Here is a 24,333-nt window from a genome sequence, read left to right as displayed (position 1 = left end):
CGTCTTTCCACGCTAGCCCGGCACCCGGTCATCGCGCCCCTCGGACGTCCGCCCGGTCGGGAGTCTCCGGGTACGTTTCTCGGCATGTCTGCGCTGACCGTCGGATTCGATCTCGACATGACCCTGGTGGATTCCCGTCCCGGTATCGCCGCGACGTTCCGGGCGTTGACCGCGAGGACTGGCGTGCCGGTGGACGCCGACCTGGCCGTGTCCCGGCTCGGCCCGCCGCTGCGCACCGAGATCGCGCACTGGTTCCCGCCGGAGCAGGTCGAGTCGGCGGTGCACGCGTACCGCGAGTTGTACCCGGCGTACGCGATCACCCCGACGGTCCCGATGCCGGGTGCGCGGGAGGCCATCGACGCGATCCGCGCGCGGGGCGGTCGGGTGCTTGTCGTCACCGCCAAGATGGGCCGGCTGGCGCGGCTGCACCTGGAGCACCTCGGTTTCCCTGTCGACGAGCTGGCCGGGGACCTGTTCGCCGAGCAGAAGGCGACAGCCCTGCGGGAGCACGACGCCACCCACTACGTCGGCGACCATGTGGCGGACATGGTGGCGGCCGGGGTCGCCGGGGTGCCCGGGATCGCCGTGGCGACCGGTCCGTGCTCGCCGGACGAGTTGCGCGCGGCGGGTGCGAAAGTGGTTCTGGACGATCTCTACGGATTCCCAGGGGCGCTCGACGGCATGATCCAGCTAGCCTTGGAGCAGTAGCGGCTCAAGTGAAGCAGGGGTTTTCAGGTGCCTACGGGTCGAGTGAAGTGGTACGACACGGCCAAGGGATACGGCTTCGTCACCAGTGACGAGGGCGGTGACGTGTTCCTGCCCAAGGGCGCGTTGCCGGCGGGCGTCACCGACCTCAAGGGTGGTCAGCGGGTCGACTTCAGCGTGGTGGACAGCCGCCGGGGCGCGCAGGCCATGGGCGTCAAGCTGCTGGACGCGCCGCCGTCGATGGCGGAGTTGCGTCGCCGGCCGGCCGAGGAGCTGCACGGCCTCGTCGAGGACATGATCAAGGTGCTGGAGGCGAAGGTCCAGCCGGACCTGCGTCGTGGCAGGTATCCGGACAAGAAGACCGCGCAGAAGATCGCTCAGCTGGTCCACGCGGTCGCGCGCGAGCTGGAGGTCTGAGGCACCAGCCCGGCGGTGGCGGCGCGGTCGAGGAGCGCCGTCACCGCGGCGAAGCCGGCCTCGCCCAGGTCCGCGGTGAACTCGTTGACGTAGAGGCCGATGTGCCGGTCCACCACGTCGAGTTCCATCTCCTGTGCATGCGCGAGGACGTACTCCCGGCTGGCCGCCGGGTCCGCCCAGGCCTGCCGGACCGACTCGCGGACCCAGCCGGCGGCGGCTTGCGGGTCGACCGCGCCGCGCCGGGCGAGGATCGCGCCGAGGGGGATCGGGAGGCCGGTGTCGGCCTCCCACCATTCGCCGAGGTCGACAAGCGCGGTCAGGCCGTGCCGGTGGTAGGTGAACCGGGCCTCGTGGATGACCAGTCCGGCGTCGTAGCGGCCGGCCGCGACGCCCGGCATGATCTCGTGGAACGGAACCACCTCGATCCGCGCCGGCGGTTGACCGGCCGACCAGAGCCGGAACAGCAGGTACGCGGTGGTCCGGTCGCCCGGCACCGCCACCGTGGCGCCGGTCAGGTCGGTGCGGTCGCCCCTGGTGAGCACCAGCGGCCCGCAGCCGCGCCCGAGCGCCCCGCCGCAGGGCAGCAGGTGGTAGTCGTCGAGCAGCCACGGCAGCGCCGCGAAGCTCACCTTCACCAGGTCGAACGCGCCACGCTCGGCGGCCGTGTTGGTGACGTCCACGTCCGCGTACGTGACCTCGACCGGCGGCGCACCCGGCACCCGGCCGTGCACCAGTGCGTGGAAGACGAACGTGTCATTGGGGCAGGGGGAGATCGCCAGAGAGAGCGCCACGCCCTCACGTTAGCCCCGCACCCGCTGACGCCTTCTTCGTGGTGCCGGGTCTGTGAGGTGCGAGCCAGCCATCGTCGGGGTGGCGGCCTGTGCGGGGTGGCGGTGGTCACGGCTGCTCCCTGTAGAGCTGCCCCGTGAGTGGGGCGCGATGGCGGCGATGATGATCAGCGTGGGTACGGCCACCCGGCGGGGTGGGCCGGACCTTGTGCGTCAGGGTGAGCTGCGGACCTTGGTTGCTCGGCCCGGCGGGGACCTTGGTTGCTCGGCCTGGCGGGGACCTGCGGTGCTCGGCCCGGCGGGGACCTTGGTTGCTCGGCCCGGCGGGGACCTTCGTTGCTCGGCCCGGCGGGGACCTGCCGTGCTCGGCGCGGCCGGGGACCTTCGTTGCTCGGCCTGGCCGGGGACATGCCGTGCTCGGCGCGGCCCGGGGACGTCCCGTGCCCCGCCCGGCCGGAAACGTGCACCAGGCAGGCTTGCCCCACCCACGGGGCAGCTCTACAGGCACTCAGCAAGGGATGTGCACAGCGACGGCGACACTATCCACAGGGTTGTCCACAGATGGACGGGGTGCTGTTGACGGCGCGATCTGAGCGGAAAACCATTGTGGGGTGGCTGCCGACAAGGGTGCGATCGACGTGGGGGCGACCCTGCGGGATCTTCGTCGGCGCGCCGATCTGAGCCAGCGGGAGTTGGCCGAGCAGGCCGGGGTTCCGAAGAGCACCGTGGCGCGGATCGAGGCGGGGCAGGGTGCCCGGCCGGCGTTCCGGACGGTGGAGCTGCTGGTCCGTGCGGCCGGCGGCGAGCTCGCCGTCACGATGCCCGGCGACCCCTCCTGCGAGGTGGTAAGCGAGCCAGAGCATGCGCGGGAGGACGAGCCACGGGACGAGGCCGGCCGTCGGTACCCGGCGCACCTCGACGTCCGTCGGGTCCTCACCCTCAAGGACTGGCCGGGCGCCTGGTGGGTGCACTCGTACACGCTTCCGCAGCGGTTGTGGCCGGTCCGCGTCCCGGAGCTGACCTACGACCTGGATCGAGCGCGGCGCGACGAGCGACGGTTGCGGAACCGGACGCGGGCCCAGGTGCGGTTCCGGCGTGCCACCGAAGGGCTGCCGGCCACATCGTGGCGCTTTCTCGCGGAGGTGCCAGGTGCCGGGCCGGTTGGTGAGCTGAGGGCCCATGAGCGGAGCTTCGATCTGCGCCTCGGCGAGGATTGGGGCGACCGGCGTGAGCTGGTGTTGGAGGGCGTTCTCGTCGCTCCCGGCCTGCGGACCCTGGGCATCGGGCGGCAGCTGATCGGCCTGCTGGCCAGGGAGATGGCGGTGGCCGGCATCCGGACCACCCACGCGATGGCCGAGGCCGGCGACGTCGATTTCCTGCTCGCCTGCGGGTTCGAGCTACAGCCAAGTCGGCCGTCGGCGCTCACGCTCGAAGTCGGGCCCGTCAGCGCAGCGCCGGGGCCGCCAGGGTCAGGGCGGTGAGGGCTTCGCGCAGCCGCCAGGAGTCGCGGTCGCGCGGGCCGATCGGGTTGGAGATGGTACGCAGCTCCGCGAAGGGCACCCCGGCCTGCGCGGCGGCGACCGCCACCCCGTACCCCTCCATGGCCTCGGCGACCGCCTCCGGATGTCGCAGGCGCAGCTCCTCCGTGCTGGCCGCGGTGCCGGTGACCGTGCTGACCGTGAGCACCGGGCCGACGGTGGCGGCCGGCAGGGTGCCGCGCAACGCCGCAAGCAACGTCGGGTCGGCCGGCACCACGCTGCCACCGCCGAGCAGTGCGGGCGGCATACCCAGCTCGTCGACCGGGATGAACCCGTCCGGCGACTCGGCGCCCAGGTCGGCGGCGATGCTTGCGGAGCCGAGCACCGTGTCGCCGACCGCGGCCCGCCCGGCGAAGCCGCCGGCCACGCCGGCGCTGACCACCGCACGGAACGGATGCCCGGCCGCCTCGGCCAGCGCCAGCAGCCGGGCGGTGGCGGCACCGGCCACCGCCGGACCCACCCCGACCGGAGCGACGGTCACCGCGGTGTCGGTCAGGCCGGCCCGGACCGCGTCCGCCTCGGCCGGCACCGCGGTCACCACGAGCAGGCCACTCACGACAGCGGCCCGGGAGACTCCCGGCGGGACTCCTCGTCGGTGCCGCCACCCGGGCCGCCGACCGCCGAGGAGGGCCGGTAGATGTGGTAGCCCGGCGGGGTCAGCCTCGACTCGTCGTACTGCGGCGAACTGGCCTGGCTGGGTGCCGGGGAGGTGGGCGTCGGGTCGGCCGCATCGTCCACCGACTCGTCGTCGCCCAGCTCGTCGTCGCCCAGCGGCCGGCCCGCCAGCTTCTCGCCGCGCAGCCGGGCTGCCACCAGCACACCCCGGGTCGCGGCCAGCACAGCCACCCCGGCGGCGACCGCGATGCCCATCCTCCCGTCGAACGGCACCAGCCCGAGGCCTCCACCGGCGACGAACGCCAACATCAGCACCGTCTCCGAGTGGGCGAACGAGCTGGCCCGCAACCGCTCCGGGATGCGCTCCTGGATCGAGGCGTCCACGGCCAGCTTCGCCACCCCACTCACCAGCGCGGTGACCAGGCAGAGCAGGGCCACCATCGGCAGCGAGAACTGGATCACGGCGAGCACCGCCACGCCGGCCACGATGACCATGCTGCTGGACTGGATGGTGGCCGGCCGGTGGATGCGCAGCCGGGTGCCGACTGCGGTGGCCAGGAAACTGCCGACCGCCAGCGCTCCGCCGACCAGGCCCAACGCCCACTCGGCGCCCAGCTCCCGACCGAACACGTCGGTGGTCAGGTCGCCCTTCTTGATCGCGAAGGCGAGGAAGAGCAGCAGGAAGCCGTACGCCGCGCGCAGCGTCGCGGCACCGATCAGGGTGGCGATCACCAGCCGCCCGGCGGGTCGCCCCCGACCCAGCGGCCGGTCGCCGCCACGGCGGCCCAGTGCCCGCAGCGGCCGGGGAACACGCTCGGGCGGCTCCGAGTCGGCCCTCGGCGGCAGACGCAGGGAGATCACCATGCCGACCAGGAAGATCACCGACGCGACCCGCAGCGGCCACTGCGGCCCGAACCAGAACGCCGCCAACCCGATCGGCGCCACCAACGCGCCGGCGACCGTGCCGTAGACGCTGGCCCGCGCGCCCACCTGCGAGAGGCCGAGCCCTTCGGGCAGCAGCCGGGGCACGGCGGCCGAGCGTGCCACGCCGTACGCGCGGGACAACGCGAGCACACCGAACGCGGCCGGATAGAGCCCGAACCCGTGGATGTAGTCGGAGATCAGCCAGGCCAGGAACGCGCGGCCGAGCATGGTGGCGGCCAGGGCGTACCGCCGGCCGTGCCGGAAGTGGTCCAGCAGCGGGCCCACCACGGGAGCGAGCATCGCGAACGGCACCATGGTCACCAGCAGGTAGAGCGCGACCTTGCTGCGGGCCTCGCCCAGCGGCACGTTGAAGAAGATCGTCCCGGCCAGGCCGATGGCGATGAGCGTGTCACCGGCGCAGGACAGCGCGTGCAGATCAAACAGGCGGACCATGCCGACCTCGCCGCCGGCGCCGCGGGCCCGGGCCCGGCCGGCCCGGCGGGTCACCCAGCGTCCGCTGCCCACCGAACCGCGCAGCAGCAGGCGGACCGCCCGGATGCCGGTGCCGACGGTCCGCCCGAGGACGGAACGCCCGGAGCGGGAGTACGACGGCATGTGCACCATCCTCGCCCATCTGATCCAGGTGCGCCGCACCACTCTCGGGGAAAGGTTCCCCGGGAGTCCCTGTCACCCCTGCGGGTGGCATGGGGAACAATGGTCGGGTGACCAGGCCCGCCTCCACCCGTGCCGCTCGTCTCGACCAGGTCTGCGCCGCCGCCGTCGAGGTGGCTCGTGCCGGCATCACCGAGGTCGACGCCGACGACGTCGGCGACCACCTGCAGGTCGTTGCCGAGGGCGATCGGCTGGTCACCCACTACTTCGAATGTCGGCTCGCCGGTTACCGCGGCTGGCGGTGGGCGGTCACCGTCACCCGGGTGCCGCGCAGCAAGACCGTGACGATCTGCGAGACGGTGCTGCTGCCCGGCTCGGACGCGCTGCTCGCGCCCGGCTGGCTGCCCTGGCAGGAGCGTCTCAAGCCGGGCGACCTCGGTCCGGGTGACCTGCTGCCGACGCCGCCGGACGACGACCGGCTGGTCCCCGGCTACCTGCTCTCCGACGACCCGGCGGTCGAGGAGACAGCCTGGGAGTTGGGCCTGGGGCGTGCGCGGGTGCTCTCCCGGGAGGGCCGGATCGAGGCGGCGCAGCGCTGGTACGACGGTGAGCACGGCCCGTCCGCCGCGATCTCCACGGCCGCGCCGGCAGCCGCCCGATGCGGCACCTGCGGCTTCTACCTGCCGTTGGCGGGCGCGATGCGGCAGGCCTTCGGCGCGTGTGGCAACTTCTACGCCCCCGACGACGGCCGGGTGGTCAGCGCCGACCACGGGTGCGGCGCCCACTCCGAGACGCTGATCGAGGCGGTCGAGACCGCCGTCGAGGAACTTCCCACGGTGTACGACGACAGCGCCGTGGAGGCCATGTCGGTGAGCCGCGCGCCGGGGTCGGTGGAGGCTGCCGAGCCGGCGGAGCCGTACGGGCACCCCTGACGGTTCGCGCCCGCGGGTCAGCTCGCGCGGCGGCGGCGCCGGTTGGCGTCGTGTCGCAGCATCACGGCGAGGCCGGGGAAACCCCAGAGGAACCCGGCGAGGCAGGTCCAGAGCCAGTTCTCGTGACCGTTGTCGGTCAGCCAGCCCCGGAAGAAGATCAACAGGACGAGCCCGGCCACCGCCCAGGCGATCAGCCCGGCGACAGCGAACGGCACCATCGGCGGGTCGAGTGGCGCGGGCCGCGGCGGCTGCTCGTTCGGCATCGGGCAAGCGTACGCGATCCACTTCCCCTGCCCGCCGGTGATCTGGGACGATGCGCGCGACATCCGGAAGATCACCTGCGAGGACCCGATGGCAGTAGCGCCGCCCGAGAACGGCACAACCCCCGACCCCGCTCACCCGCGTAACGGTTTCGACAGGTTCTTCGAGATCTCCGCCCGCGGCTCGACGATGAGCCGTGAGGTACGCGGTGGCCTGGCGACCTTCTTCACGATGGCGTACATCGTGGTGCTCAACCCGCTGATCCTCGGTGGGGCCGTCGACGGGGACGGCAAGACCCTCCCGATTCCCGCGCTGGCCGCCGCGACGGCGCTGGTCGCCGGCCTGATGACGATCCTGATGGGGGTTGTCGGCCGGTTCCCGCTGGCGCTCGCCGCCGGTCTGGGCGTCAACGCCCTGGTGGCGTACGAGATCGCGCCGGAGATGACCTGGGCCGACGCGATGGGCCTGGTGGTGATCGAAGGTGTGATCATCGCGGTGCTGGTGCTGACCGGTCTGCGGACCGCCGTGTTCCGCTCGGTGCCCACCCAGATGAAGACCGCGATCGGGGTTGGAATCGGTCTCTTCCTGACCATCATCGGTCTGGTGGACGCCGGCTTCGTCCGCCGGATCCCGGATGCCGCCAACACCACGGTCCCGGTGGGCCTGGGTATCGGCGGCAAGCTGGTGAGCTGGCCGATGCTCGTCTTCGTGGTGGGCCTCTTGATCACTCTGGTGCTTGTGGTGCGCCGGGTGAAGGGCGCGATCCTGATCGGCATCCTCGCGTCGACGGTGCTGGCGGTGATCGTGGAGGCCGTCGGCAACATCGGGCCGTCGTTCGTCGACGGTAAGCCCAACCCGAAGGGTTGGTCGCTGAACGTGCCGGAGTTGCCGAAGACCGTCGTTGACCTGCCGGACCTGTCGCTGCTCGGCAAGTTCAACGTGCTCGACTCGTGGGGTCGCGCCGGCTGGCTGGTCGTGCTGATGTTCGTCTTCACCCTGTTGATCACGGACTTCTTCGACACCATGGGCACGATGGTGGCGGTCGGTCAGGAGGGTGGCCTGCTCGACGAGAAGGGCACCCCGCCGAAGGCCAAGGAGATCCTGCTCGTCGACTCGATCGCCGCGGCGGCCGGCGGTGCGGCAAGCACCTCCAGCAACACGTCGTACATCGAAAGCGCCGCGGGTGTCGCGGAGGGTGCGCGGACCGGGGTGGCCAACCTGGTCACCGGCGCGCTCTTCCTGCTGGCGATGTTCCTGGCGCCGCTCGTGGTGATCGTGCCGTTCGAGGCGGCCTCGACGGCGCTCGTGGTGGTCGGGTTCCTGATGATGACTGCGGTACGGACGATCGACTGGTCCGACTACGAGATCGCCATCCCGGCGTTCCTCACCATCGTGCTGATGCCGTTCACCTACTCGATCTCGAACGGGATCGGCGCCGGTCTGATCACCTTCGTGGTGGTCAAACTTGCCCGGGGCAAGGCCCGGGAAATCCACCCGCTGCTGTACGGGGTGGCCGCTCTGTTCGTGCTGTACTTCCTGCGCGGGCCCATCGAGTCCCTGGTGCTCTGACGTGCGTCCGGGCGGGGAATCGAGGTGGATTCCCCGCCCGGAAGTGCACAAACATCCTCGTGAGCCTGGTCATAACGGATGTCGTTAGCCATGCTCATTAGTTAAGCTAACTAACGTGATGGAGCGGACGGTGACGGCGGAACGCGTGCCACCGGCGCAGCTGGCTCCCCAGTTGCGTGATGCGATCACCCGACTCAACCGGCGGGTCCGCCAGGCCCGACCGGTCGGCGACCTCACGGTCACCCAGGTCTCCGCGCTCACCAGCCTGCGGCTGGCGGGCGCCATGACGCCCCGGGAGCTTGCCGACGTCGAGCGGGTGCAGCCACCGACGATGACCAAGATCGTCGGGAAGTTGGAGGACCGCGGCCTCGTGCGGCGGACACCCCATCCGACCGACGGCCGGCAGGTCATCCTCGCGGCTACCGAAGGAGGGCAGGCCGTGCTCGACCAGTTCGAGCGGGCCCGCGACGAGTGGCTGGCCCACCGGCTGGCCGCGCTCGACGAAGACGAACGGGAGACCCTGCACAGGGCCGCCCAGATTCTCCAGCAGCTCGCTCGCGCCTGAGCCACGCCCGCGCCACCGGGCCGTGCCGTCACCTGTCGATGACGCGTACGTCCGAGGAGGCGCACCAAGAGTGCAGGCCAAGCTGAGCACGATGTTCCAGTCCCTACAGGTCCGCAACTACCGGCTCTTCGCCACCGGGCAACTGATCAAACTGATCGGTGTCTGGATGATGTTCATCGCCCAGGACTGGCTCGTCCTCGACCTCTCCGACAACTCGGCGACCGCGCTCGGCGTGGTCACCGCGTGTCAGTTCACCCCGGTGCTGCTGCTCACGCTCTTCTCCGGCCGGCTCGCCGACAGGTACGACAAGCGGGTGCTGCTCTTCGCCGCGAACGCCTTCTGGACCGTGCTGGCCCTGGGCATGTCCGTGCTGGTCCTCACCGACCTGGTGCAGCTCTGGCACGTCTTCGCGTTCGCCGCGCTGCTCGGCACGGCAAACGCTGTGGAGACCCCGGTCCGCCAGGCGTTCGTCTCCGAGCTGGTCGGTACGCCCCTGCTGCCCAACGCGCTGTCGCTCAACGCCGCCGTGTTCAACTCGGCCCGGATCGTCGGCCCGGCCGTCGCCGGCCTGGCCATCGCCGCGTTCGACGTGGGCCCGGTCTTCCTCTTCACGGCCCTCAGCTCGGTCGCGCCGCTGGTCAACGTCGTACGGATGCGGACGGCCGAACTGCACCGCGACGCCCTGCTGCCGCGCGACGAGCGGGCGTCCGCGAAGGTGGTCGACGGCCTGCGGTACGTGTGGCGTCGGCCGGACCTGCTGCTGCCGATGGCTGTCATGTCGGTGATCGGCATGTCGTTGTTCAACTTCCAGCTCACCCTCGCCGCGCTGGCCAAGACGGTCTTCCACACCGGTGCGGCCTCCTTCGGCCTGTTCAGCACCGCCCTGGCCGTCGGTGCGCTCGGTGGTGCGCTCAGCGGCACCGGTAGGCGTAGCCGGCCGTCGGTCTGGCTCGTGCTCGGCGCCGCGATCGCCTGCGCCAGCTTCGGCACCCTGGTCGGCTTCGCCGGGACGTACTGGCTGGTTGTGGCGCTGCTCGTGCCGACCGGGTTCTTCATGGTCTTCTTCGCCCAGGCCGCCAACCAGCGGGTCCAGCTGGGCGTGGACGCGGCGTTCCGGGGACGGGTGATGGCGCTGTGGGTGCTGGTGTTCCTGGGCACCAACCCGGTCGGCGCGCCGTTGATCGGCTGGGTCGCGGAGCGCTTCGGCGCCGGTGCCAGCATCTGGATGGGCGGCCTCATCTCGCTGGCCGCAGCCCTGATCGCGCTCACCTGGCAGCTGCGCCGCTCCGGTGCCCGGCTGCGTTTCCGGGTGTTGCCGATGCCCCGCTTCTACGTCACCTCCACCGACTGCTGACGCGCCCGTCTTGATGAGCGGATGGCGCGGATGCGGCCAAATCGCTGGCGAGGCGGCACGAGGGGGCTTAGCGTCGATACGTGGGAGTCGGACGCGCGCTGATGCTGGCCCTGGCGTTCCTCGCCGTGGCCAGCCTCCCGGCGGCTTTCGCGCTGCTCTTCTGCTACGACGAGATCCTCGACCGGGTGGTCTGCGGCTGGTCGGAGTGGCGTGAGCGTAGACGGGAGAAACGCACGATCGCCCGCCTCGACCGGGCCATCGAAGCCGACGCGTTGACCCGGGACATCGACCTCAGCGAGTTCGACAGGGCCGACAGGCGACCTCTCGAGCACCTCGCCGCCGACCTGCGCCGCCTCGCCGGCCAGCGGCTCGGCGGGACGGGCCGGTCCATGGTGTGGCACGGCGCGGTGCTCCAGGCGTACGACGACCGGCTGCGACTGGCGTGCCGCGCCCTGGGCATCACCGAACACCTCGCCGAGTTGGAGGGTGTCGACCAGGAGATCGAGCGGGTACGGGTCGAGGGCGTGCTGCACGCCGCCGGTCTGACCCTGCCGGCGGCCCGGGCGGGGCACCGGCAACGGCACCACTAGACGGTGTGCGGCTCTTCGTCGCGGTCTGTCCGCCCGTCGAGGCGGTCAACCATCTCGGGGCGCAGGTCGCCCGGCTGCGGGTCGGAGCGGCGACCGCCTCCGGCGTCAACGTACGGCTCGCCGACCCCGCCCACCTGCACCTGACCCTGGCGTTCCTCGGCGTGGTCGAGGCCGCCCGGCTGGTCGAGGTGGAGAGCGCGCTCGGGCTGGCCGCCGAGTGGTTCCACGACGGTCGGTACGCCGTACCCCGGTTGAGCCTCGGCGGCGGCGGCCGGTTCGGCCGGGACCGGTCCACGGTGCTCTGGGTGGATCTGCGCGGCGACGTCGAGGTGCTGCGCGACCTGGCCCGGCTGATCCGGTCCCGATTGCGCGAGGCCCGCCTGCCGTACGACGACAAGCCGTTCCGGCCGCACCTGACCATCGCCCGCCCCGGCGACCGGATGACCCCGGCGGACCTCGACGCCGACGTGGCCACTCTGGACGCTTACCAGGGGCCGGACTGGTCGGCGACCGAGCTGCTGCTGGTGCGCAGCCACCTCGGCCCTCGACCGCGCTACGACCGGCTCGCCGCCTGGCCGCTCTGACCCGGGCTGGTGTGCAGGACCTGGCGGGCCTGTTCGGCGGCGCGGATGACGCTTTCGCTGATGAAGTCGAGGAAGCGGGCGATGTTCTCCAGGCGGGCGGCGGCGGGGCTGTCCGGGCCGAGGAGCGCCACGCCCTGGCGTGCGGTCGCGACGAGCTGGTCGTTGGCCCGGGCGCTGGCGATCGTCGCCTGGTAGAAGAGCTCGTCGTCGACGACGTAGCGGTCGCGGCGGCGTTCGTCGCGTTCCCGGCGGACGAGGCTCTGGCTCTCCAGGAACGTGATCGCCTTGGAGATCGACGCCGGGCTGACCTGGAGGCGTCGAGCGAGCTCGGATGCGGTGCAGCTGCCCGCGTCGCTTGTGAACAGGCAGGTCAGCACCCGGGACGCCATCCTGTTCAGGCCCGAGGACATGAGCACGGTGGTGAATGTCTCCTCGTACTCGGCGACGGCTCGCGCGTCGCGCCCGTGCGGCGGCGGGACCGACTCGACCGCCCGGGTGGCGGCGGGCCCGCGTCGACGGGTGCGGCGTTCCGTGGCGAGGTGGGCCAGGTCGGCCCGGTAGCCGGTGGGGCCGCCGTTGCGCATCACCTCCCGGGTGACTGTCGAGGTGGGACGGTCGAGGCGGCGGGCGATCTCCGCGTACGGCTGGCTGTCGGCCAGCCCCAGCGCGATCTGCTGGCGCTCCTGCTGGGTGAGCCTGCCTCCCGGCATCGCGATCTCCTCGGTGGTCCCGTACGACGTTCCTGACGTCCCCACCGTAGCGTTCACCCACTATCCATTGCAACGCCGAAGCTGGCTGTCGTTGCATTAGTTTCTGATCCATTGCAATGACTTCAATCTTCCTAGCTGGGAATACGCGAACTCAGCGCAACGATCCCGTTGCCGGTATTTAGAAAGCAACGTAGCTTTTCCCGTATCGGAAACAGCGAACGAGCTTGGGAGAGCACGATGCAGACCTTCGAGACCCCCACCCCGATCTCCGCAGTCCTGGACGTTCCCGCCGGACGCATCCAGTTCATCGCCGCGGACCGCGTCGACACCACCGTCGAGGTGCTGCCCGCCGACCCCCACCGGCGCCGCGACGTCACGACCGCCGAGCAGACCACCGTCACCTACGCCGACGGCGTCCTGCGGATCACCACAGCGAAGCCCGCCAACAAGCTCCTCGGCCCCTCGGGAGCCGTCGAGGTCACCGTCCAACTGCCCGCCAGCTCCCGCGTCGAGGCCCGCACCGCCAGCGCCGAAATCCGTGGCGTCGGACGCCTCGGTGACGTCGCCTTCGACGGGGCGTACCGCCGAATCAAGATCGACGAGGCCGCGAGCGTCCACCTCACCGCGATCGACGGTGACGTCCACGTCGGCCGGCTCAACGGTTCCGCGGACATCAGCACCACCCGGGGCGACATCACCATCGCCGAGGCCACGCGCGGCACAGTCGTGCTCCGTACCCAGTCCGGCGACATCTCGGTCGCCGCCGCCGTCGGCGTCTCGGCGGCCCTGGACGCCGGCACCGGCCACGGCCGCGTCAGCAACGCCCTGCGGAACGACGGCGCCGCCGACCTCGACATCCGCGCCACCACCTCCCTCGGTGACATCACCGCTCGTAGCCTCTGAACAGGACTGATGACATGACGACGAACAACGCGCCCTCGACCCGCTCGACGTGGACGGGCCTCGTGGCTGTCGACGACACAGCCCTGGCCGTCACCGACACCGGAGGCCCCGGCATCCCGGTGCTCTACCTCAACGGTCAGTTCTCCACCCAGCGCTACTGGCGGCGGGTCGTCGCCGACCTGGGGGCGGGGTGGCGGCACATCACCTACGACGAGCGGGCGCGCGGCAGGACGTCGAAGCGTTCGACGGACTACTCCTTCGAAGCGGCAGTCCGGGACGTCGACGCCGTCCTCGCGGCCAGGGGAGTGGACCGGGCGGTGCTCGTGGGCTGGTCCTACGGGGCCGTCGTCGGGGCGCACTGGGTCCGCCGGAACCCGGCCCGCGCCATGGGCGCGGTCCTGGTCGACGGCGCCTTCCCGTACGACTGGCTCGACGACGCCATGGAGCAGCGCATCCGCAAGCTGTTCCGGCGGATGAACCTGTTCATGCCGCTGCTGCGCCCGACCGGCCTGACCCCACGGATGAACGCCGAGCAGATGGCGGACAGCAACATCGAGCTGGGCAGGTTGTCCCGCGAGCGCGAGCTGGGCCCGGTGCTGGACGCCATCACCGTTCCGGTGCGGTACGTCGTCGCCTCCGGGACGTCCCTCGGCAGTCGCGGTGACGAGCAGGAGCGGATCCGCACCAGCCTCGACGCGGTGACCACCCGCAACCAGCACATCCGGATCGGCGCGAAGGTGACAAGCAACCACGGAGCGATCCTCAAGAAGGACTTCCGGGCGATCGCCGAAGCCGTACGCGAGGTCGCGGACCTCGACCGCAGGGGCGCCGACGACACCACAAGCAGTCGGTGAAGATCGGGCAGCGGACGCGCCGCGTGCCTCGCGCTGACGGGTGGCGAACCGCCACCCGTCAACGCGAAGCGTCAGGAGGACTCACGCGCGGCGGGGCCACTGCCAAAGAGCACGTCGTCCCAGCTCGGCAGCCGCTTACGCGGCTTGCCGTTGGAATCTGTGGACTCGCCACCGCTGCCTGCGGCAGCCGCCGCGGTGCCGGTCCGACGCGGCCGCAGGACCGCAAGCGACGGCACGGCCGGCACCTCCTTGGGCGCGTCCGAATCGTCGTCGAAGGCCGAACCCTGGCCGCCGCCGAGCAGCGCCGCCGCACCGCCACCGACCGGCCGCTGCCGGGGAGCGTCCGAACCGGCGAGGGCAGCCGGCGTACGCGGCTCCAACCCGCGACCCGACGAGGCGCCGAGCGGACGGTCCAGTGAGGCGAGCAGGGCGTCCCGGCCGGCACGGATCGGATCCCGGCCGGGGCGCGGGTGTTCCGACGCCGCCGGAAGCCCGTGACCACCACGGCTCGGCTCGCCCCGCGACGGACCGGGCAGGGCGTGCCCACCCCGCTCCGGCGCCGGCTCCTGGCCGAGGATCGGCGTGGGCCGCTCGGCGCACAGATACTGCGCCATGTCGTCGTGCGGGGTGACCGCCTGCCGGGTCTTGTCGAGATCCCAGATGGCCTGGGCGGTGGCCTTGCCCGACGGCCAGGTGGCGATGATCCGCCAGGTGCCGTCGTCGCGCCGGTACGCGTCCCAGGAGATCTTCTCAGTGTCGATGCCGTGCTGGCTGAGCCGGCCGTTGACCACCTCGGCGAGCGGGGTGGGCTTCTCCGCACCCCTGAGCCGGGTACGGCGGGCGTGCTGGGCGAGCATCGCGCGTTCCTGGAGAACCGGGCCGGCGTAGCGCAGCACCCGGTCGACGGGCACCCCGGCGATCCGGGCGACGTCCTCGGCGGACTCGCCGGAGCGGATGCGGGCCTGGATGTCCCGAGGGGACAGCGACGGAACCGGGTCGACGGTAGTCGGCGCGGCCGGGAGCGGCGGCGCGCCCGGCTCGGCGTGCAACGCGCCGGCGATCCGTTCGTCGATCGGCAGTGCGAGCAGCCGCCCGACCTCGTCGGCGAGAACCAGGGCATGGCCGTCCTCGGAGAGGGCGACGAAGCGTACTGGGCGCATAGCGTTGCCTCCGTCCCGCTTCGTTGGCCGCACGCCACGAGTCGGCCACCCAGGCGTCTCGGACCACCGTACGCGCATCTGTCTCGGGGTGGGGGAAGCGACACCCCGCATGTCGCGACTGAGCTGCAACGATGATCACGGTCGGTGTCCGTGGAGGCCTCCACGGACACCGACCGTGACGAAGCTCAGAGGCGCTCGACCACGTAGTCGATGGACGCGGTCAACGCCTCGACGTCGGCCGGCTCGACGGCCGGGAAGAGCGCCACCCGCAGCTGGTTGCGGCCCAGCTTGCGGTACGGCTCGGTGTCCACGATGCCGTTGGCGCGCAGCGCCTTCGCGATCGCGGTGGCGTCCACCCCGTCGGCGAAGTCGATGGTGGCGACCACGTTGGACCGCAGCGCCGGGTCGGTGACGAACGGGGTGGCCACCGTGGACCGCTCCGCCCAGCCGTACACCGTCGCGGCGCTCTCCGCGGTGCGCTTGGCCGCCCAGGCCAGGCCGCCCTGCGCGTTCATCCAGTCGGTCTGCTCGGCGGCCAGGAAGATGGTCGCCAACGCCGGGGTGTTGTACGTCTGCTCCAACCGCGAGTTGTCGATCGCGGTGACCAGGTCGAGGAACGCCGGAATGTACCGCCCGGACGCCTTGATCTCGGCGGCCCGGTCCAGTGCGGCAGGCGACATCAGGGCCAGCCAGAGACCGCCGTCGGAGCCGAAGCACTTCTGCGGCGCGAAGTAGTAGACGTCGGTGTCGCCGACGTTCACCTCCAGGCCGCCGGCGCCCGAGGTGGCGTCGACGAGCAGCAGCGCGCCCTCGTCCGCGCCGGCCACCCGGCTGATCGGCACCGCGACACCTGTCGAGGTCTCGTTCTGCGGCGTCGCGTACGCGTCGACACCGGATTCGGCGACCAGGGCCGGGGCGCTGCCCGCGTCCGCCTTGCGGACGGTCGGCTGCCCCAGGAACGGCGCGTCGGAGACCGACTTGGCGAACTTGGCGCCGAACTCGCCGAAGCTGGCGAACTGCGCCCGGTCGCGGATCAGGCCGAAGGTGGCGACCTCCCAGAACGCGGTGGTGCCGCCGTTGCCGATCACGACCTCGTAGCCCTCGGGCAGCGAGAAGAACTCGGCGATGCCGGAGCGCAGCCGCGCCACCTGGTCGCGGACCGTCTTCTGCCGGTGTGAGGTGCCCAGGTAGCTCGTGGCGACCTCGGCGAGTGCGGACACGGCCGCCGGACGGACCTTGGACGGGCCGCAGCCGAAACGGCCGTCGGCGGGCTTGATCTCATCGGGAATCCGGATGGTCGGTGCGTCAGCCACGGTCTTGAAGATCCTTCCGCAAGGGCGAGGGCGGGCCCGGCGACACTGCCGGCCCTCATCCTCGCACCCGGACCCATCGGTTCAAGCCGGGCCCCCGAGGGCGGGCGTGAGTCGTTCGCCACATCCGGCGCTGGACGCGACCCGGGGCCCCCTCCCACACGCCAGGCGTGCCGGAAGGGCCCAGGTCGGACGGATCAGACGCCGTGCGGGATGGCGGCCCAGCCCTCGACGTCGGACGGCTTGCGGGTTTCCGGACCGACGTACCTGGCGGACGGGCGGACCAGCCGCTGAAGGCGCTTCTGCTCCAGGATGTGCGCGCTCCAGCCGCCCATCCGGGCGCAGGTGAACATCGAGGTGAACATGTGCGCCGGTACCTCGGCGAAGTCGAGCACGACCGCCGACCAGAACTCGACGTTGGTGGCCAGCACCCGGTCCGGGCGGCGGGCCTGCAACTCGGCCAGGGCCGCCTTCTCCAGCGCCTCGGCGATCTCGAAGCGCGGCGCGCCCAGCTCCTTGGCGGTGCGCCGCAGCACGCGGGCGCGCGGGTCCTCGGCGCGGTAGACCCGGTGGCCGAAGCCCATCAGGCGCTCGCCGCGGTCCAGGACGCCCTTGACGTAGCCCTCGGCGTCGCCGCTGCGCTCCACCGCCTCCAGCATGCTGAGCACCCGCGACGGGGCGCCGCCGTGCAGCGGGCCGGAGAGGGCGCCGATGCCCGACGAGATGCAGGCCGCCGCGTCCGCCCCGGTGGAGGCGACGATGCGGGCGGTGAAGGTGGAGGCGTTCAGGCCGTGCTCGGCGGCCGAGATGAAGTACGCGTCGACGGCCTTGACGTGCCGCGGGTCGGGCTCGCCGCGCCAGCGCTTCATGAACCGCTCGACGACGGTCTGCGCCTTGTCGATCTCCTTCTGCGGCACCGCCGGCAGCCCGAGGCCCCGGGCGGACTGCGCGACGAAGGAGAGCGCGGTCACCGAGACGCGGGCGAGGTCCTCGCGGGCCTGCTCGTCGGAGATGTCCAGCAGCTGGCTGAGCCCCCAGTACGGTGCCAGCATGGCGACCGCCGACTGCACGTCGACCCGGATGTCGCCGGAGTGCACAGGCACCGGGAACGGCTCCGCGGGCGGCAGGCCCGGCCCGAACCGACCGTCGACAAGCAGCGCCCACACGTTCCCGAACGAAACCTGGCCGATCAGATCCTCGATGTCGACCCCGCGGTAGCGCAGCGCGCCACCCTCGCGGTCAGGTTCGGCGATCTCGGTCTCGAAGGCGACGACGCCCTCCAGTCCGGGTTTGAAGTCGGCCATGTCACTCTCCTGGATCTGGTCGGTGCGCCCGATCGCTCATCCGGCCCGATCGGCCGGGCGCCTCAGGCGACCCTCAGGGATGTGTTCGGAACATCTTGCCCGCTCGGTAACCGGATACGCGACCCACCGTCACTGTGCTGCACACGACATCTCAGGACGCGCATTCTCCGCGCGGCTCGGTGAGACTGGGGGCGGTGCGGGCTGGTCAGCGCGGGAGGGCGTCGGCGAGGCCGTCGAGAAGGAGTGGGGACGTGACGGGTGACACACCCGCCCCGGCCGCCATGCGTAACGAGTACGCGGCGGACCTGGGCCTGACCGAAGCTGACCTGGCCGCCGACTGGCACACCCAGTTCGGCAGCTGGTTCGCCGACGCGGTGGCCTTCGGGCTGCCCGAGCCCAACGCCATGGTGGTGGGCACCGCCGACGCCGACGGCCGGCCGAGTGGACGGACGGTGCTGCTCAAGGGGTACGACCCGAGCGGTTTCGTCTTCTTCACCAACCACCTCTCCCGCAAGGGTGTCGAGGCGAGCGCCAACCCGTACGCCAGCCTGGTCTTTCCCTGGTTCGCGATGCAGCGGCAGGTGGTCGTCACCGGACGGATCGCCCCTGTCGACCGGGCCGAGACCGACGCGTACTTCGCGAGCCGTCCGCGCGGCTCGCAACTGGGCGCCTGGGCCAGCCCCCAGTCGCAGGTGGTGCCGGACCGGGCCGCACTTGAGGAGCACTACCGGGAGGTCGCCGAGCGGTACGCCGACGACGACATTCCGACCCCTCCGCACTGGGGTGGGCTGCGGGTCCGCCCCGACTCGGTGGAGTTCTGGCAGGGCCGGGCCGGTCGGCTGCACGACCGGCTGCGCTTCCGCCACCTCGACGAGGGTGCGTGGACCGTCGAGCGGCTGGCCCCGTGACAGGCGTGCAGGAGACCCGGCCGCGCGGAGCGCGCCGCTGGGCGATCGACGTCCGTCCGCTGCGCGTCCCGGCGTACCGGCGGTTGTGGCTCGGCAACACCGTGGCGATGTTCGGCTTCCAGTTCACCGCTGTCGCGGTCCCGGTGGAGATGTACGCGCTGACCCGGGACTCGTTCTGGGTGGGTCTGCTGGGCGTGGCGGCCTTCGTACCCCTGCTGATCTTCGGGTTGTGGGGCGGTGCGGTCGCCGACGCCCGCGACCGCCGTGCGGTGCTGCTCGGTGGCTCATTGTTGCTCTGGGCATCCACTCTCGGGCTGCTGCTCCAGGCGGTGTTGGACGTGGGCAGTCCGGTGCTGCTGCTGGCGCTCATGGCGTTGCAGTCGGTGGCGTTCGCGATCACCTCGCCGGCCCGCAGCGCCATGCTGCCCCGGCTGGTCCCGGAGGACCTGGTGGCGTCGGCCACCACCCTGAACTACACGACCTTCACCGCGGCCTCGGTCGCCGGCCCGCTGGCCGCCGGCCTGATCCTCTCCGCCTCGCCGGACACCTCTGTGGTGCTGCCGATCGCGTACGGGGTGGACGCCGTGCTGTTCACCGCGATGCTCTGGGCCGCGCTGCGCCTGCCCGCGCTGCCGCCCGAGCCGACCGACGACGGCCAGGCCCGCCGCGCCGGCCTGGCCAGCGTGGTCGACGGATTCCGGTACCTGGCCACCACGCCGGTGCTGCTGCTCTCCTTCGCGGTGGACCTCATCGCGATGATCCTGGCCATGCCGAGGGCGCTCTTCCCGGAGATCGCCAACGAACGGTTCGGCGGCGGAGGGTCGGTGGGCCTGCTCTACAGCGCCATCGCGATCGGCTCGATGCTCGGCGGGTTGACTTCCGGCTGGATCGGCAGGCTGCGCCGCCAGGGGCTCGGCCTGGTTCTCGCAGTGGTCGGTTGGGGTCTCGCCGTCGCCGCCGCCGGGTTGGCCCAGCAGCTCTGGCTGATGGTCGCCCTGCTCGCCGTGGCCGGCGCCGCCGACCTGATCAGCGCGGTGCTTCGGCAGTCCATGCTGCTGGTGTACGCGCCGGACCGGATGCGCGGTCGACTCCAGGGCGTCAACACGGTGGTGGTGGCGGGTGGCCCGCGCCTGGGTGACCTGCGGGCCGGCACCATGGCCGCCGGTTTCGGTGGCGGCGTCGCCTGGGTCGCCGGCGGTCTCGCCTCGGCGGTCCTCGTGGTGGTGCTGGCTGTCGCGTTCCCGGCGCTGCTGCGGTACCGGGCCGCTACCGCGTCGAGCGGTGAGCGCACCTGACCGGTTAGGGTCGCCGGCATGGAAAGCCCCGACCAGCGCCCGTTCTCCGGCGCACAGTGGACCATCTCCGCCGCCGGCCACGAGGCCGTCATCGTGGAGGTGGGCGGCGGGCTGCGGACGTACCGGCACGACGGCGTCGACCTGGTCGACGGGTACCGGACCGACGAGGTCTGCCCCGGCTGTGCCGGGCAGGTGCTGGCACCGTGGCCGAACCGGATCCGCGACGGCCGCTACCAGTTCGGCGGACAGACGCACCGGCTGGCGCTGACCGAGCCGGAACGGCACGTCGCCATCCACGGCCTGGTCAACTGGGTGCCGTGGCAGCTGTTGGAGCAGTCGGAGGACGCCGTGACCATCGGCTACGACCTGCCGCCGCAGCCCGGCTACGAGTGGCCGCTGCGGCTGCGCAGCCGGTGGAGCGTCGACGCGGACGGGCTGCGCGCCGAGCACGAGGTGACCAACACCGGTGCCGAGTTGGCGCCGTTCGGGTTCTCCGTGCACCCGTACCTGCAACTGCCCGGCGTCGCCGTGGACGACCTGGTCATGCGCCTGCCCGCCCGTACCCGTGTGCTGGTGGACGGTCGGCTGCTGCCGGTGGGGGCGAGCCCGGTGGCCGGCACCCAGTACGACTGGACGAGCCCACGCCGGATCGGCGGCGCGGAGCTGGACCTCTGCTTCGGCGGGGTGATCCGCGACGCGGACGGCGGCTCCTCGGTGAGCCTCGCCGCCCCGGACGGCTCGGCGGGCGTGCGCATCTGGGCGGACGCCGAGTTCGGCTGGTGGCAGGTGTTCACCGGGGACGCCCTCACCGGTGAGCGGCACCGCCGCTCGGTGGCGATCGAGCCGATGACCTGCCCGCCGGACGCGTTCCGGTCGGGCAAGGACGTGCTCACGCTCAAGCCGGGCAGGACCTGGCGGGGTGCCTGGGGCATCCGCCCCGGCGCCTGATGGAGTTCGCCGAGGTCGTCCGCCGACGGCGGATGGTGCGTAACTACGACCCGGACCGCCAGGTCCCGCCCGGCGTGGTCGACCGGCTGCTCGACCACGCGATCCGCGCCCCGTCGGCCGGGTTCGCGCAGGGCTGGGGTTTCCTCGTGCTGGAGGAGGCCGCCGACCGGGACCGGTTCTGGGCCGCGACCACGCCGGACGGCGGCGGCCGGGAGCGGTGGCTGGCCGGGATGCGCCGGGCGCCACTGATCGTGGTGCCGCACGCCAACGCGTCGGCCTACCTACGGCGGTACGCCGAGCCGGACAAGGGCTGGACGGACCAGTCGACCGACCGCTGGCCGGTGCCGTACTGGCATGTCGACACCGGCTTCGCCGCGCTGCTGATGTTGCTCACCGCGGTGGACGAGGGGTTGGGGGCGTGCTTCTTCGGCATGCCGCCGCAGCGACTGGCCGCCTACCGGGACGCGTTCGGCGTGCCGGAGGAGTACCAACCCGTCGGTGCCATCACAATCGGTTACCGCGCCCCCGACCATCGGTCACCGTCGTTGCGTCGCGGACGTCGCGGAGTGGACGAGGTGGTGCGGCGGGGCCGGTGGAGCTGAACCAGATGTCCCGTTCGTCCGGTTGAGGATCGGACGACCGATAGCGAAACTGACATCAGGGAGCAGAACGCAACGTGCACCGGGCGGCTAGGCTGGCACGGTCATCGGTGCCGCGCCGCGCGGTGCCCGCCGCGGCCCGGCTCGGCGCCGTCGGTCGGCCCGGCCACGGGGAGGGGAGCGTGCCGTCGTGATCTTCAGAGCGGTCCGGGACGGGCGTCCCTATCCGGAGCACAATCTGACGCTCAAGCAGTGGGCGGAGATTCCGCCGCGTCCGCTGCGCCTGGACCAGTTGATCACCACCAAGCGCGAGCTGGCGCTCGACAAGCTCCTCGCCGAGGATTCCACCTTCTATGGCGACCTCTTCCCGCACGTGGTGCAGTGGAACGGCGGCCTCTACCTGGAGGACGGGCTGCACCGGGCGCTGCGCGCCGCCCTCCAGCAGCGCAACCAGATCCACGCCCGGGTGCTCGTGCTCTCCGAGCCGATCGAGTGACGAGCCCTTCTTTCCCGCGCTGAGCCTTCGTTAAGGTGGCGTCCATGACCGCTGCGCTGGACCTGCTCGACCTGGACCCGTCGCTCACCGACGAGGAGCGGCAGATCCGCGACGTCGTCCGCCACCTCGTCGACGACCTGGTCCGCCCGCACGTCGCCGACTGGTACGAGGACGGCCGCGTGCCGGCCCGCGAGCTGGCCCGCGAATTCGGCAAACTCGGGCTGCTCGGCATGCACCTCACCGGCTACGGCTGCGCCGGCGCCTCCGCCGTCGCGTACGGACTGGCCTGCCAGGAGCTGGAGGCCGGCGACTCCGGCCTCCGCTCGCTGGTCTCCGTGCAGGGCTCACTCGCCATGTACGCCATCTGGCGCTACGGCAGCGAGGAGCAGAAGCAACGCTGGCTGCCGTCGATGGCGACAGGTGAGGCGATCGGCTGCTTCGGCCTGACCGAGCCGGACCACGGCTCCGACCCCGCCTCCATGAACACCCGCGCCCGCCGCGACGGCGACGACTGGCTGCTCAACGGCGGCAAGATGTGGATCACCAACGCGCCTATCGCCGACGTCGCGGTGATCTGGGCGCGCACCGACTCTGGCGTGCGGGGATTCGCCGTACCCATGGACACGCCCGGCGTCACGGCCCGCGAGATCCACCGCAAGATGTCGCTGCGCGCGTCGGTGACCGGCGAGATCGTGCTCGACGACGTCCGGCTCCCGGCCGACGCCCAACTGCCCGAGGCCGCCGGGCTCAAGGCCCCGCTGAGCTGCCTCACCGAAGCCCGGTACGGCATCGTCTGGGGCTCCCTCGGCGCCGCCCGGGACTGCATGGAGACCACCCTGGCGTACGCCACTACCCGCACCCAGTTCGGCCGCCCGATCGCCGGGTTCCAGCTCACCCAGGCCAAGCTCGCCGACATGGCAGTCGAACTGGTCAAGGGACAACTGCTCGCGCTGCACCTGGGCCGCCTCGCCGACGCCGGCCGGCTCCGCCCCGACCAGGTGAGCGTGGGCAAGCTGAACAACGTACGCGAGGCCCTGGCCATCGCCCGGCAGTGCCGGACCATCCTCGGCGCCAACGGCGTCTCCGGGGAGTACCCGGTGATGCGCCACGCCAACAACCTGGAGAGCGTGCTGACCTACGAGGGCACCTCGGAGATCCACCAGCTCGTCGTGGGACAGCGGCTCACCGGGCTCTCCGCCTTCGCCTGACCTGCCCGTTTGTGCTTTCCGGCCGCTCGCCGCGCGGCTGTCGTACGGGGGCCGTACCGTCATTGACAGACGACGTGTCTGACGAGGACGGTGAGCGTGATGGCCCGCGACGGTGGCATCAACGAGCCCACGAAGGAGTTCCCCGGTTACCCGACCGCGGACGATCTCAAGGAGCGGTCGAGCGCGACACCCGAACCAACCACCGACACACCTGGCGGCTCCGGGGGCGGTGGGGCGGCCCGGGGCCTGCTGCTTCTGCTGGGCGCCGCCGCGCTTGCCGTGGTCGTGCTGCTCGGCGTCCAGGTGACAGGCTTCCTGCCCGACTTCCGTAACCCGTTCGCCAAGGAGCAGACCGACCGCAGCCAACCCCCGCTGCTGAAGTCGATCCAGGACCTCAGCCGCTACGTGGCCGCCGAGGGCAACTTCCAGGTCGTGGTCGACACGCAGAACGACCGCCGCAACGTTCCGGACTTCCTGCTCAACGAGCGCACCCTGTTCGTCGGAGCCGGCAGCGTCGAGGCGTACGTCGACTTCACCAAGATCGGTGAGGGTGCCGTCGTCCAGTCCGCGGACGGCAAGTCGGTCGAGATCAAGCTGCCCGCGCCGCAGCTCGGCGAGACCAACCTCGACCTGGAGAAGAGCTACGTCTTCGCCGAGCAGCGCGGTCTGCTCAACCGGCTCGGTGACCTGGTCGGCAACGACCCCAACCGGCAGCAGCAGGTCTACCAGCTCGCCGAGGAACGGATCACCGCCGCCGCCCGGGACAGCGGTCTCTCCGCCCGCGCCGAGGAGAACACCCGCAAGATGCTGGAGGGGCTGCTGCGCTCCCTGGGCTACCAGCAGATCACGGTCACGTACACGGCCCCCTGACCCGCGCGCCTCTACCGCGCAACACCGAATCGCCCGCCCCGAAATCCGTCGGGGCGGGCGATTCCGTGCGAGCCGCCGGCATGTCCCGCGCCTCGGCGCAAGGTGCGCGCCTCCGGTGCTCAGTGCGCGCCGCGCCCAGCGCCCGGCGCGCCGCGCCTGGTGACTCCGCGCCCTCGGCGCCCGGCACTCGGCGCCCGGCGCCCGGCGTCCCGCGCGCCCGGCGTCCCGCGCGCCCGGCGTCCCGCGCGCCCGGCGTCCCGCGCGCCCGGCGTCCCGCGCGCCCGGCGTCCCGCGCGCCCGGCGTCCCGCGTCCG

Annotated in this window: 26 protein-coding genes; 18 read left to right on the top strand and 8 right to left on the bottom strand. The window is 71.9% G+C overall.

Annotated features, from left to right (window positions below):
• Window positions 1-84: 84 nt before the first annotated feature.
• Window positions 85-708, top strand: a complete 624-nt coding sequence (locus tag ACZ6N8_RS04310) for an HAD family hydrolase (RefSeq protein WP_387116114.1) — start codon at window positions 85-87, stop codon at window positions 706-708.
• Between the two features lie 27 nt (window positions 709-735).
• Window positions 736-1,122 carry a cold-shock protein gene (locus ACZ6N8_RS04305; protein ID WP_088986676.1) on the top strand — a complete coding sequence of 129 codons (387 nt, stop codon included), beginning with the start codon at window positions 736-738 and terminating at the stop codon, window positions 1,120-1,122.
• Here the strand turns inward: ACZ6N8_RS04305 and ACZ6N8_RS04300 are convergent.
• The gene (locus ACZ6N8_RS04300; protein ID WP_466007449.1) at window positions 1,083-1,913 is read right to left on the bottom strand and encodes a 1,4-dihydroxy-6-naphthoate synthase; all 831 of its coding nucleotides are present in this window, start codon (window positions 1,911-1,913) and stop codon (window positions 1,083-1,085) included. The two genes, ACZ6N8_RS04305 and ACZ6N8_RS04300, sit on opposite strands and share 40 nt — an antisense overlap.
• 608 nt (window positions 1,914-2,521) lie before the next feature.
• Here ACZ6N8_RS04300 and ACZ6N8_RS04295 point away from each other — a divergent pair.
• Window positions 2,522-3,391 carry a helix-turn-helix domain-containing protein gene (locus tag ACZ6N8_RS04295; protein WP_466007447.1) on the top strand — a complete coding sequence of 290 codons (870 nt, stop codon included), beginning with the start codon at window positions 2,522-2,524 and terminating at the stop codon, window positions 3,389-3,391.
• On the opposite strand, the gene ACZ6N8_RS04290 is transcribed toward ACZ6N8_RS04295, so the two are convergent.
• Window positions 3,354-4,004 carry a futalosine hydrolase gene (locus tag ACZ6N8_RS04290; protein WP_466007445.1) on the bottom strand — a complete coding sequence of 217 codons (651 nt, stop codon included), beginning with the start codon at window positions 4,002-4,004 and terminating at the stop codon, window positions 3,354-3,356. The two genes, ACZ6N8_RS04295 and ACZ6N8_RS04290, sit on opposite strands and share 38 nt — an antisense overlap.
• Window positions 4,001-5,602 carry an MFS transporter gene (locus tag ACZ6N8_RS04285; protein ID WP_466007444.1) on the bottom strand — a complete coding sequence of 534 codons (1,602 nt, stop codon included), beginning with the start codon at window positions 5,600-5,602 and terminating at the stop codon, window positions 4,001-4,003. Before ACZ6N8_RS04285 ends, ACZ6N8_RS04290 begins: the two co-directional genes overlap by 4 nt.
• 89 nt (window positions 5,603-5,691) lie before the next feature.
• On the opposite strand from ACZ6N8_RS04285, the gene ACZ6N8_RS04280 reads away from it, so the two are divergent.
• Complete coding sequence (locus tag ACZ6N8_RS04280) at window positions 5,692-6,531, top strand: DUF3027 domain-containing protein (protein WP_466007442.1); 840 nt, start codon at window positions 5,692-5,694, stop codon at window positions 6,529-6,531.
• 17 nt (window positions 6,532-6,548) lie between these two features.
• On the opposite strand, the gene ACZ6N8_RS04275 is transcribed toward ACZ6N8_RS04280, so the two are convergent.
• Window positions 6,549-6,794 (bottom strand): DUF2530 domain-containing protein, encoded by a 246-nt coding sequence (locus ACZ6N8_RS04275; protein ID WP_139584040.1) that lies wholly within the window; start codon window positions 6,792-6,794, stop codon window positions 6,549-6,551.
• A gap of 88 nt (window positions 6,795-6,882) precedes the next feature.
• Here ACZ6N8_RS04275 and ACZ6N8_RS04270 point away from each other — a divergent pair, with 88 nt between their 5' ends.
• The 5 genes from ACZ6N8_RS04270 (at window position 6,883) to thpR (ending at window position 11,454) form a co-directional block, all read left to right on the top strand.
• Window positions 6,883-8,361: an NCS2 family permease gene (locus ACZ6N8_RS04270; RefSeq protein ID WP_466008289.1), complete on the top strand. Its 1,479-nt coding sequence runs from the start codon at window positions 6,883-6,885 to the stop codon at window positions 8,359-8,361.
• A 115-nt stretch (window positions 8,362-8,476) separates the two neighbouring features.
• Entirely contained in the window at window positions 8,477-8,926 is a 450-nt protein-coding gene (locus ACZ6N8_RS04265) for a MarR family winged helix-turn-helix transcriptional regulator (protein WP_208760915.1), read from the top strand.
• A gap of 70 nt (window positions 8,927-8,996) precedes the next feature.
• Window positions 8,997-10,280, top strand: a complete 1,284-nt coding sequence (locus ACZ6N8_RS04260; RefSeq protein WP_387116092.1) for an MFS transporter — start codon at window positions 8,997-8,999, stop codon at window positions 10,278-10,280.
• A gap of 80 nt (window positions 10,281-10,360) precedes the next feature.
• Window positions 10,361-10,870 (top strand): hypothetical protein, encoded by a 510-nt coding sequence (locus ACZ6N8_RS04255; protein WP_466007439.1) that lies wholly within the window; start codon window positions 10,361-10,363, stop codon window positions 10,868-10,870.
• A gap of 5 nt (window positions 10,871-10,875) precedes the next feature.
• Window positions 10,876-11,454 carry an RNA 2',3'-cyclic phosphodiesterase gene (thpR, locus tag ACZ6N8_RS04250; RefSeq protein ID WP_466007437.1) on the top strand — a complete coding sequence of 193 codons (579 nt, stop codon included), beginning with the start codon at window positions 10,876-10,878 and terminating at the stop codon, window positions 11,452-11,454.
• On the opposite strand, the gene ACZ6N8_RS04245 is transcribed toward thpR, so the two are convergent.
• Entirely contained in the window at window positions 11,424-12,164 is a 741-nt protein-coding gene (locus tag ACZ6N8_RS04245) for a helix-turn-helix domain-containing protein (protein WP_466007435.1), read from the bottom strand. The two genes, thpR and ACZ6N8_RS04245, sit on opposite strands and share 31 nt — an antisense overlap.
• A gap of 237 nt (window positions 12,165-12,401) precedes the next feature.
• Between ACZ6N8_RS04245 and ACZ6N8_RS04240 the strand changes: the two genes are divergently transcribed.
• Both ACZ6N8_RS04240 and ACZ6N8_RS04235 read left to right on the top strand, forming a co-directional pair.
• Entirely contained in the window at window positions 12,402-13,067 is a 666-nt protein-coding gene (locus tag ACZ6N8_RS04240) for a DUF4097 family beta strand repeat-containing protein (protein ID WP_466007434.1), read from the top strand.
• A 14-nt stretch (window positions 13,068-13,081) separates the two neighbouring features.
• Window positions 13,082-13,921, top strand: a complete 840-nt coding sequence (locus ACZ6N8_RS04235; RefSeq protein WP_466007432.1) for an alpha/beta fold hydrolase — start codon at window positions 13,082-13,084, stop codon at window positions 13,919-13,921.
• 71 nt (window positions 13,922-13,992) lie between these two features.
• Here the strand turns inward: ACZ6N8_RS04235 and sepH are convergent, their stop codons facing one another.
• From sepH to ACZ6N8_RS04220, 3 genes are all read right to left on the bottom strand, one after another.
• Window positions 13,993-15,081, bottom strand: a complete 1,089-nt coding sequence (gene sepH, locus ACZ6N8_RS04230) for a septation protein SepH (protein ID WP_466007431.1) — start codon at window positions 15,079-15,081, stop codon at window positions 13,993-13,995.
• Window positions 15,082-15,266: 185 nt separating this feature from the next.
• Window positions 15,267-16,394, bottom strand: a complete 1,128-nt coding sequence (gene serC, locus ACZ6N8_RS04225) for a phosphoserine transaminase (RefSeq protein WP_466007429.1) — start codon at window positions 16,392-16,394, stop codon at window positions 15,267-15,269.
• A gap of 194 nt (window positions 16,395-16,588) precedes the next feature.
• Complete coding sequence (locus ACZ6N8_RS04220) at window positions 16,589-17,695, bottom strand: citrate synthase 2 (protein ID WP_466007428.1); 1,107 nt, start codon at window positions 17,693-17,695, stop codon at window positions 16,589-16,591.
• A gap of 281 nt (window positions 17,696-17,976) precedes the next feature.
• Between ACZ6N8_RS04220 and pdxH the strand changes: the two genes are divergently transcribed.
• The 7 genes from pdxH (at window position 17,977) to ACZ6N8_RS04185 (ending at window position 24,019) form a co-directional block, all read left to right on the top strand.
• A complete protein-coding gene (gene pdxH / locus ACZ6N8_RS04215) occupies window positions 17,977-18,603 on the top strand; it encodes a pyridoxamine 5'-phosphate oxidase (RefSeq protein WP_466008288.1) in 627 nt (208 codons plus the stop codon).
• Complete coding sequence (locus ACZ6N8_RS04210; RefSeq protein ID WP_466008286.1) at window positions 18,600-19,898, top strand: MFS transporter; 1,299 nt, start codon at window positions 18,600-18,602, stop codon at window positions 19,896-19,898. The genes pdxH and ACZ6N8_RS04210 overlap by 4 nt, the downstream gene beginning before the upstream one ends.
• An 18-nt stretch (window positions 19,899-19,916) precedes the next feature.
• Entirely contained in the window at window positions 19,917-20,846 is a 930-nt protein-coding gene (locus tag ACZ6N8_RS04205) for an aldose 1-epimerase family protein (protein WP_466007426.1), read from the top strand.
• On the top strand, window positions 20,846-21,448 hold the full coding sequence (locus tag ACZ6N8_RS04200) for a nitroreductase family protein (RefSeq protein ID WP_466007424.1): 603 nt from the start codon (window positions 20,846-20,848) through the stop codon (window positions 21,446-21,448). Before ACZ6N8_RS04205 ends, ACZ6N8_RS04200 begins: the two co-directional genes overlap by 1 nt.
• Window positions 21,449-21,635: 187 nt before the next feature.
• Complete coding sequence (locus ACZ6N8_RS04195; RefSeq protein ID WP_007454850.1) at window positions 21,636-21,941, top strand: type II toxin-antitoxin system VapB family antitoxin; 306 nt, start codon at window positions 21,636-21,638, stop codon at window positions 21,939-21,941.
• Window positions 21,942-21,985: 44 nt separating this feature from the next.
• On the top strand, window positions 21,986-23,149 hold the full coding sequence (locus ACZ6N8_RS04190) for an acyl-CoA dehydrogenase family protein (protein ID WP_466007423.1): 1,164 nt from the start codon (window positions 21,986-21,988) through the stop codon (window positions 23,147-23,149).
• Between the two features lie 99 nt (window positions 23,150-23,248).
• Window positions 23,249-24,019 carry a DUF4230 domain-containing protein gene (locus tag ACZ6N8_RS04185; RefSeq protein WP_364368894.1) on the top strand — a complete coding sequence of 257 codons (771 nt, stop codon included), beginning with the start codon at window positions 23,249-23,251 and terminating at the stop codon, window positions 24,017-24,019.
• The last annotated feature ends 314 nt before the right edge of the window (window positions 24,020-24,333 follow it).

The sequence above is a fragment of the Micromonospora sp. NPDC047521 genome (assembly GCF_055587305.1).
Note: the sequence above shows the minus strand (reverse complement) of the source record. Positions and strands in the feature narration are given on the sequence as shown.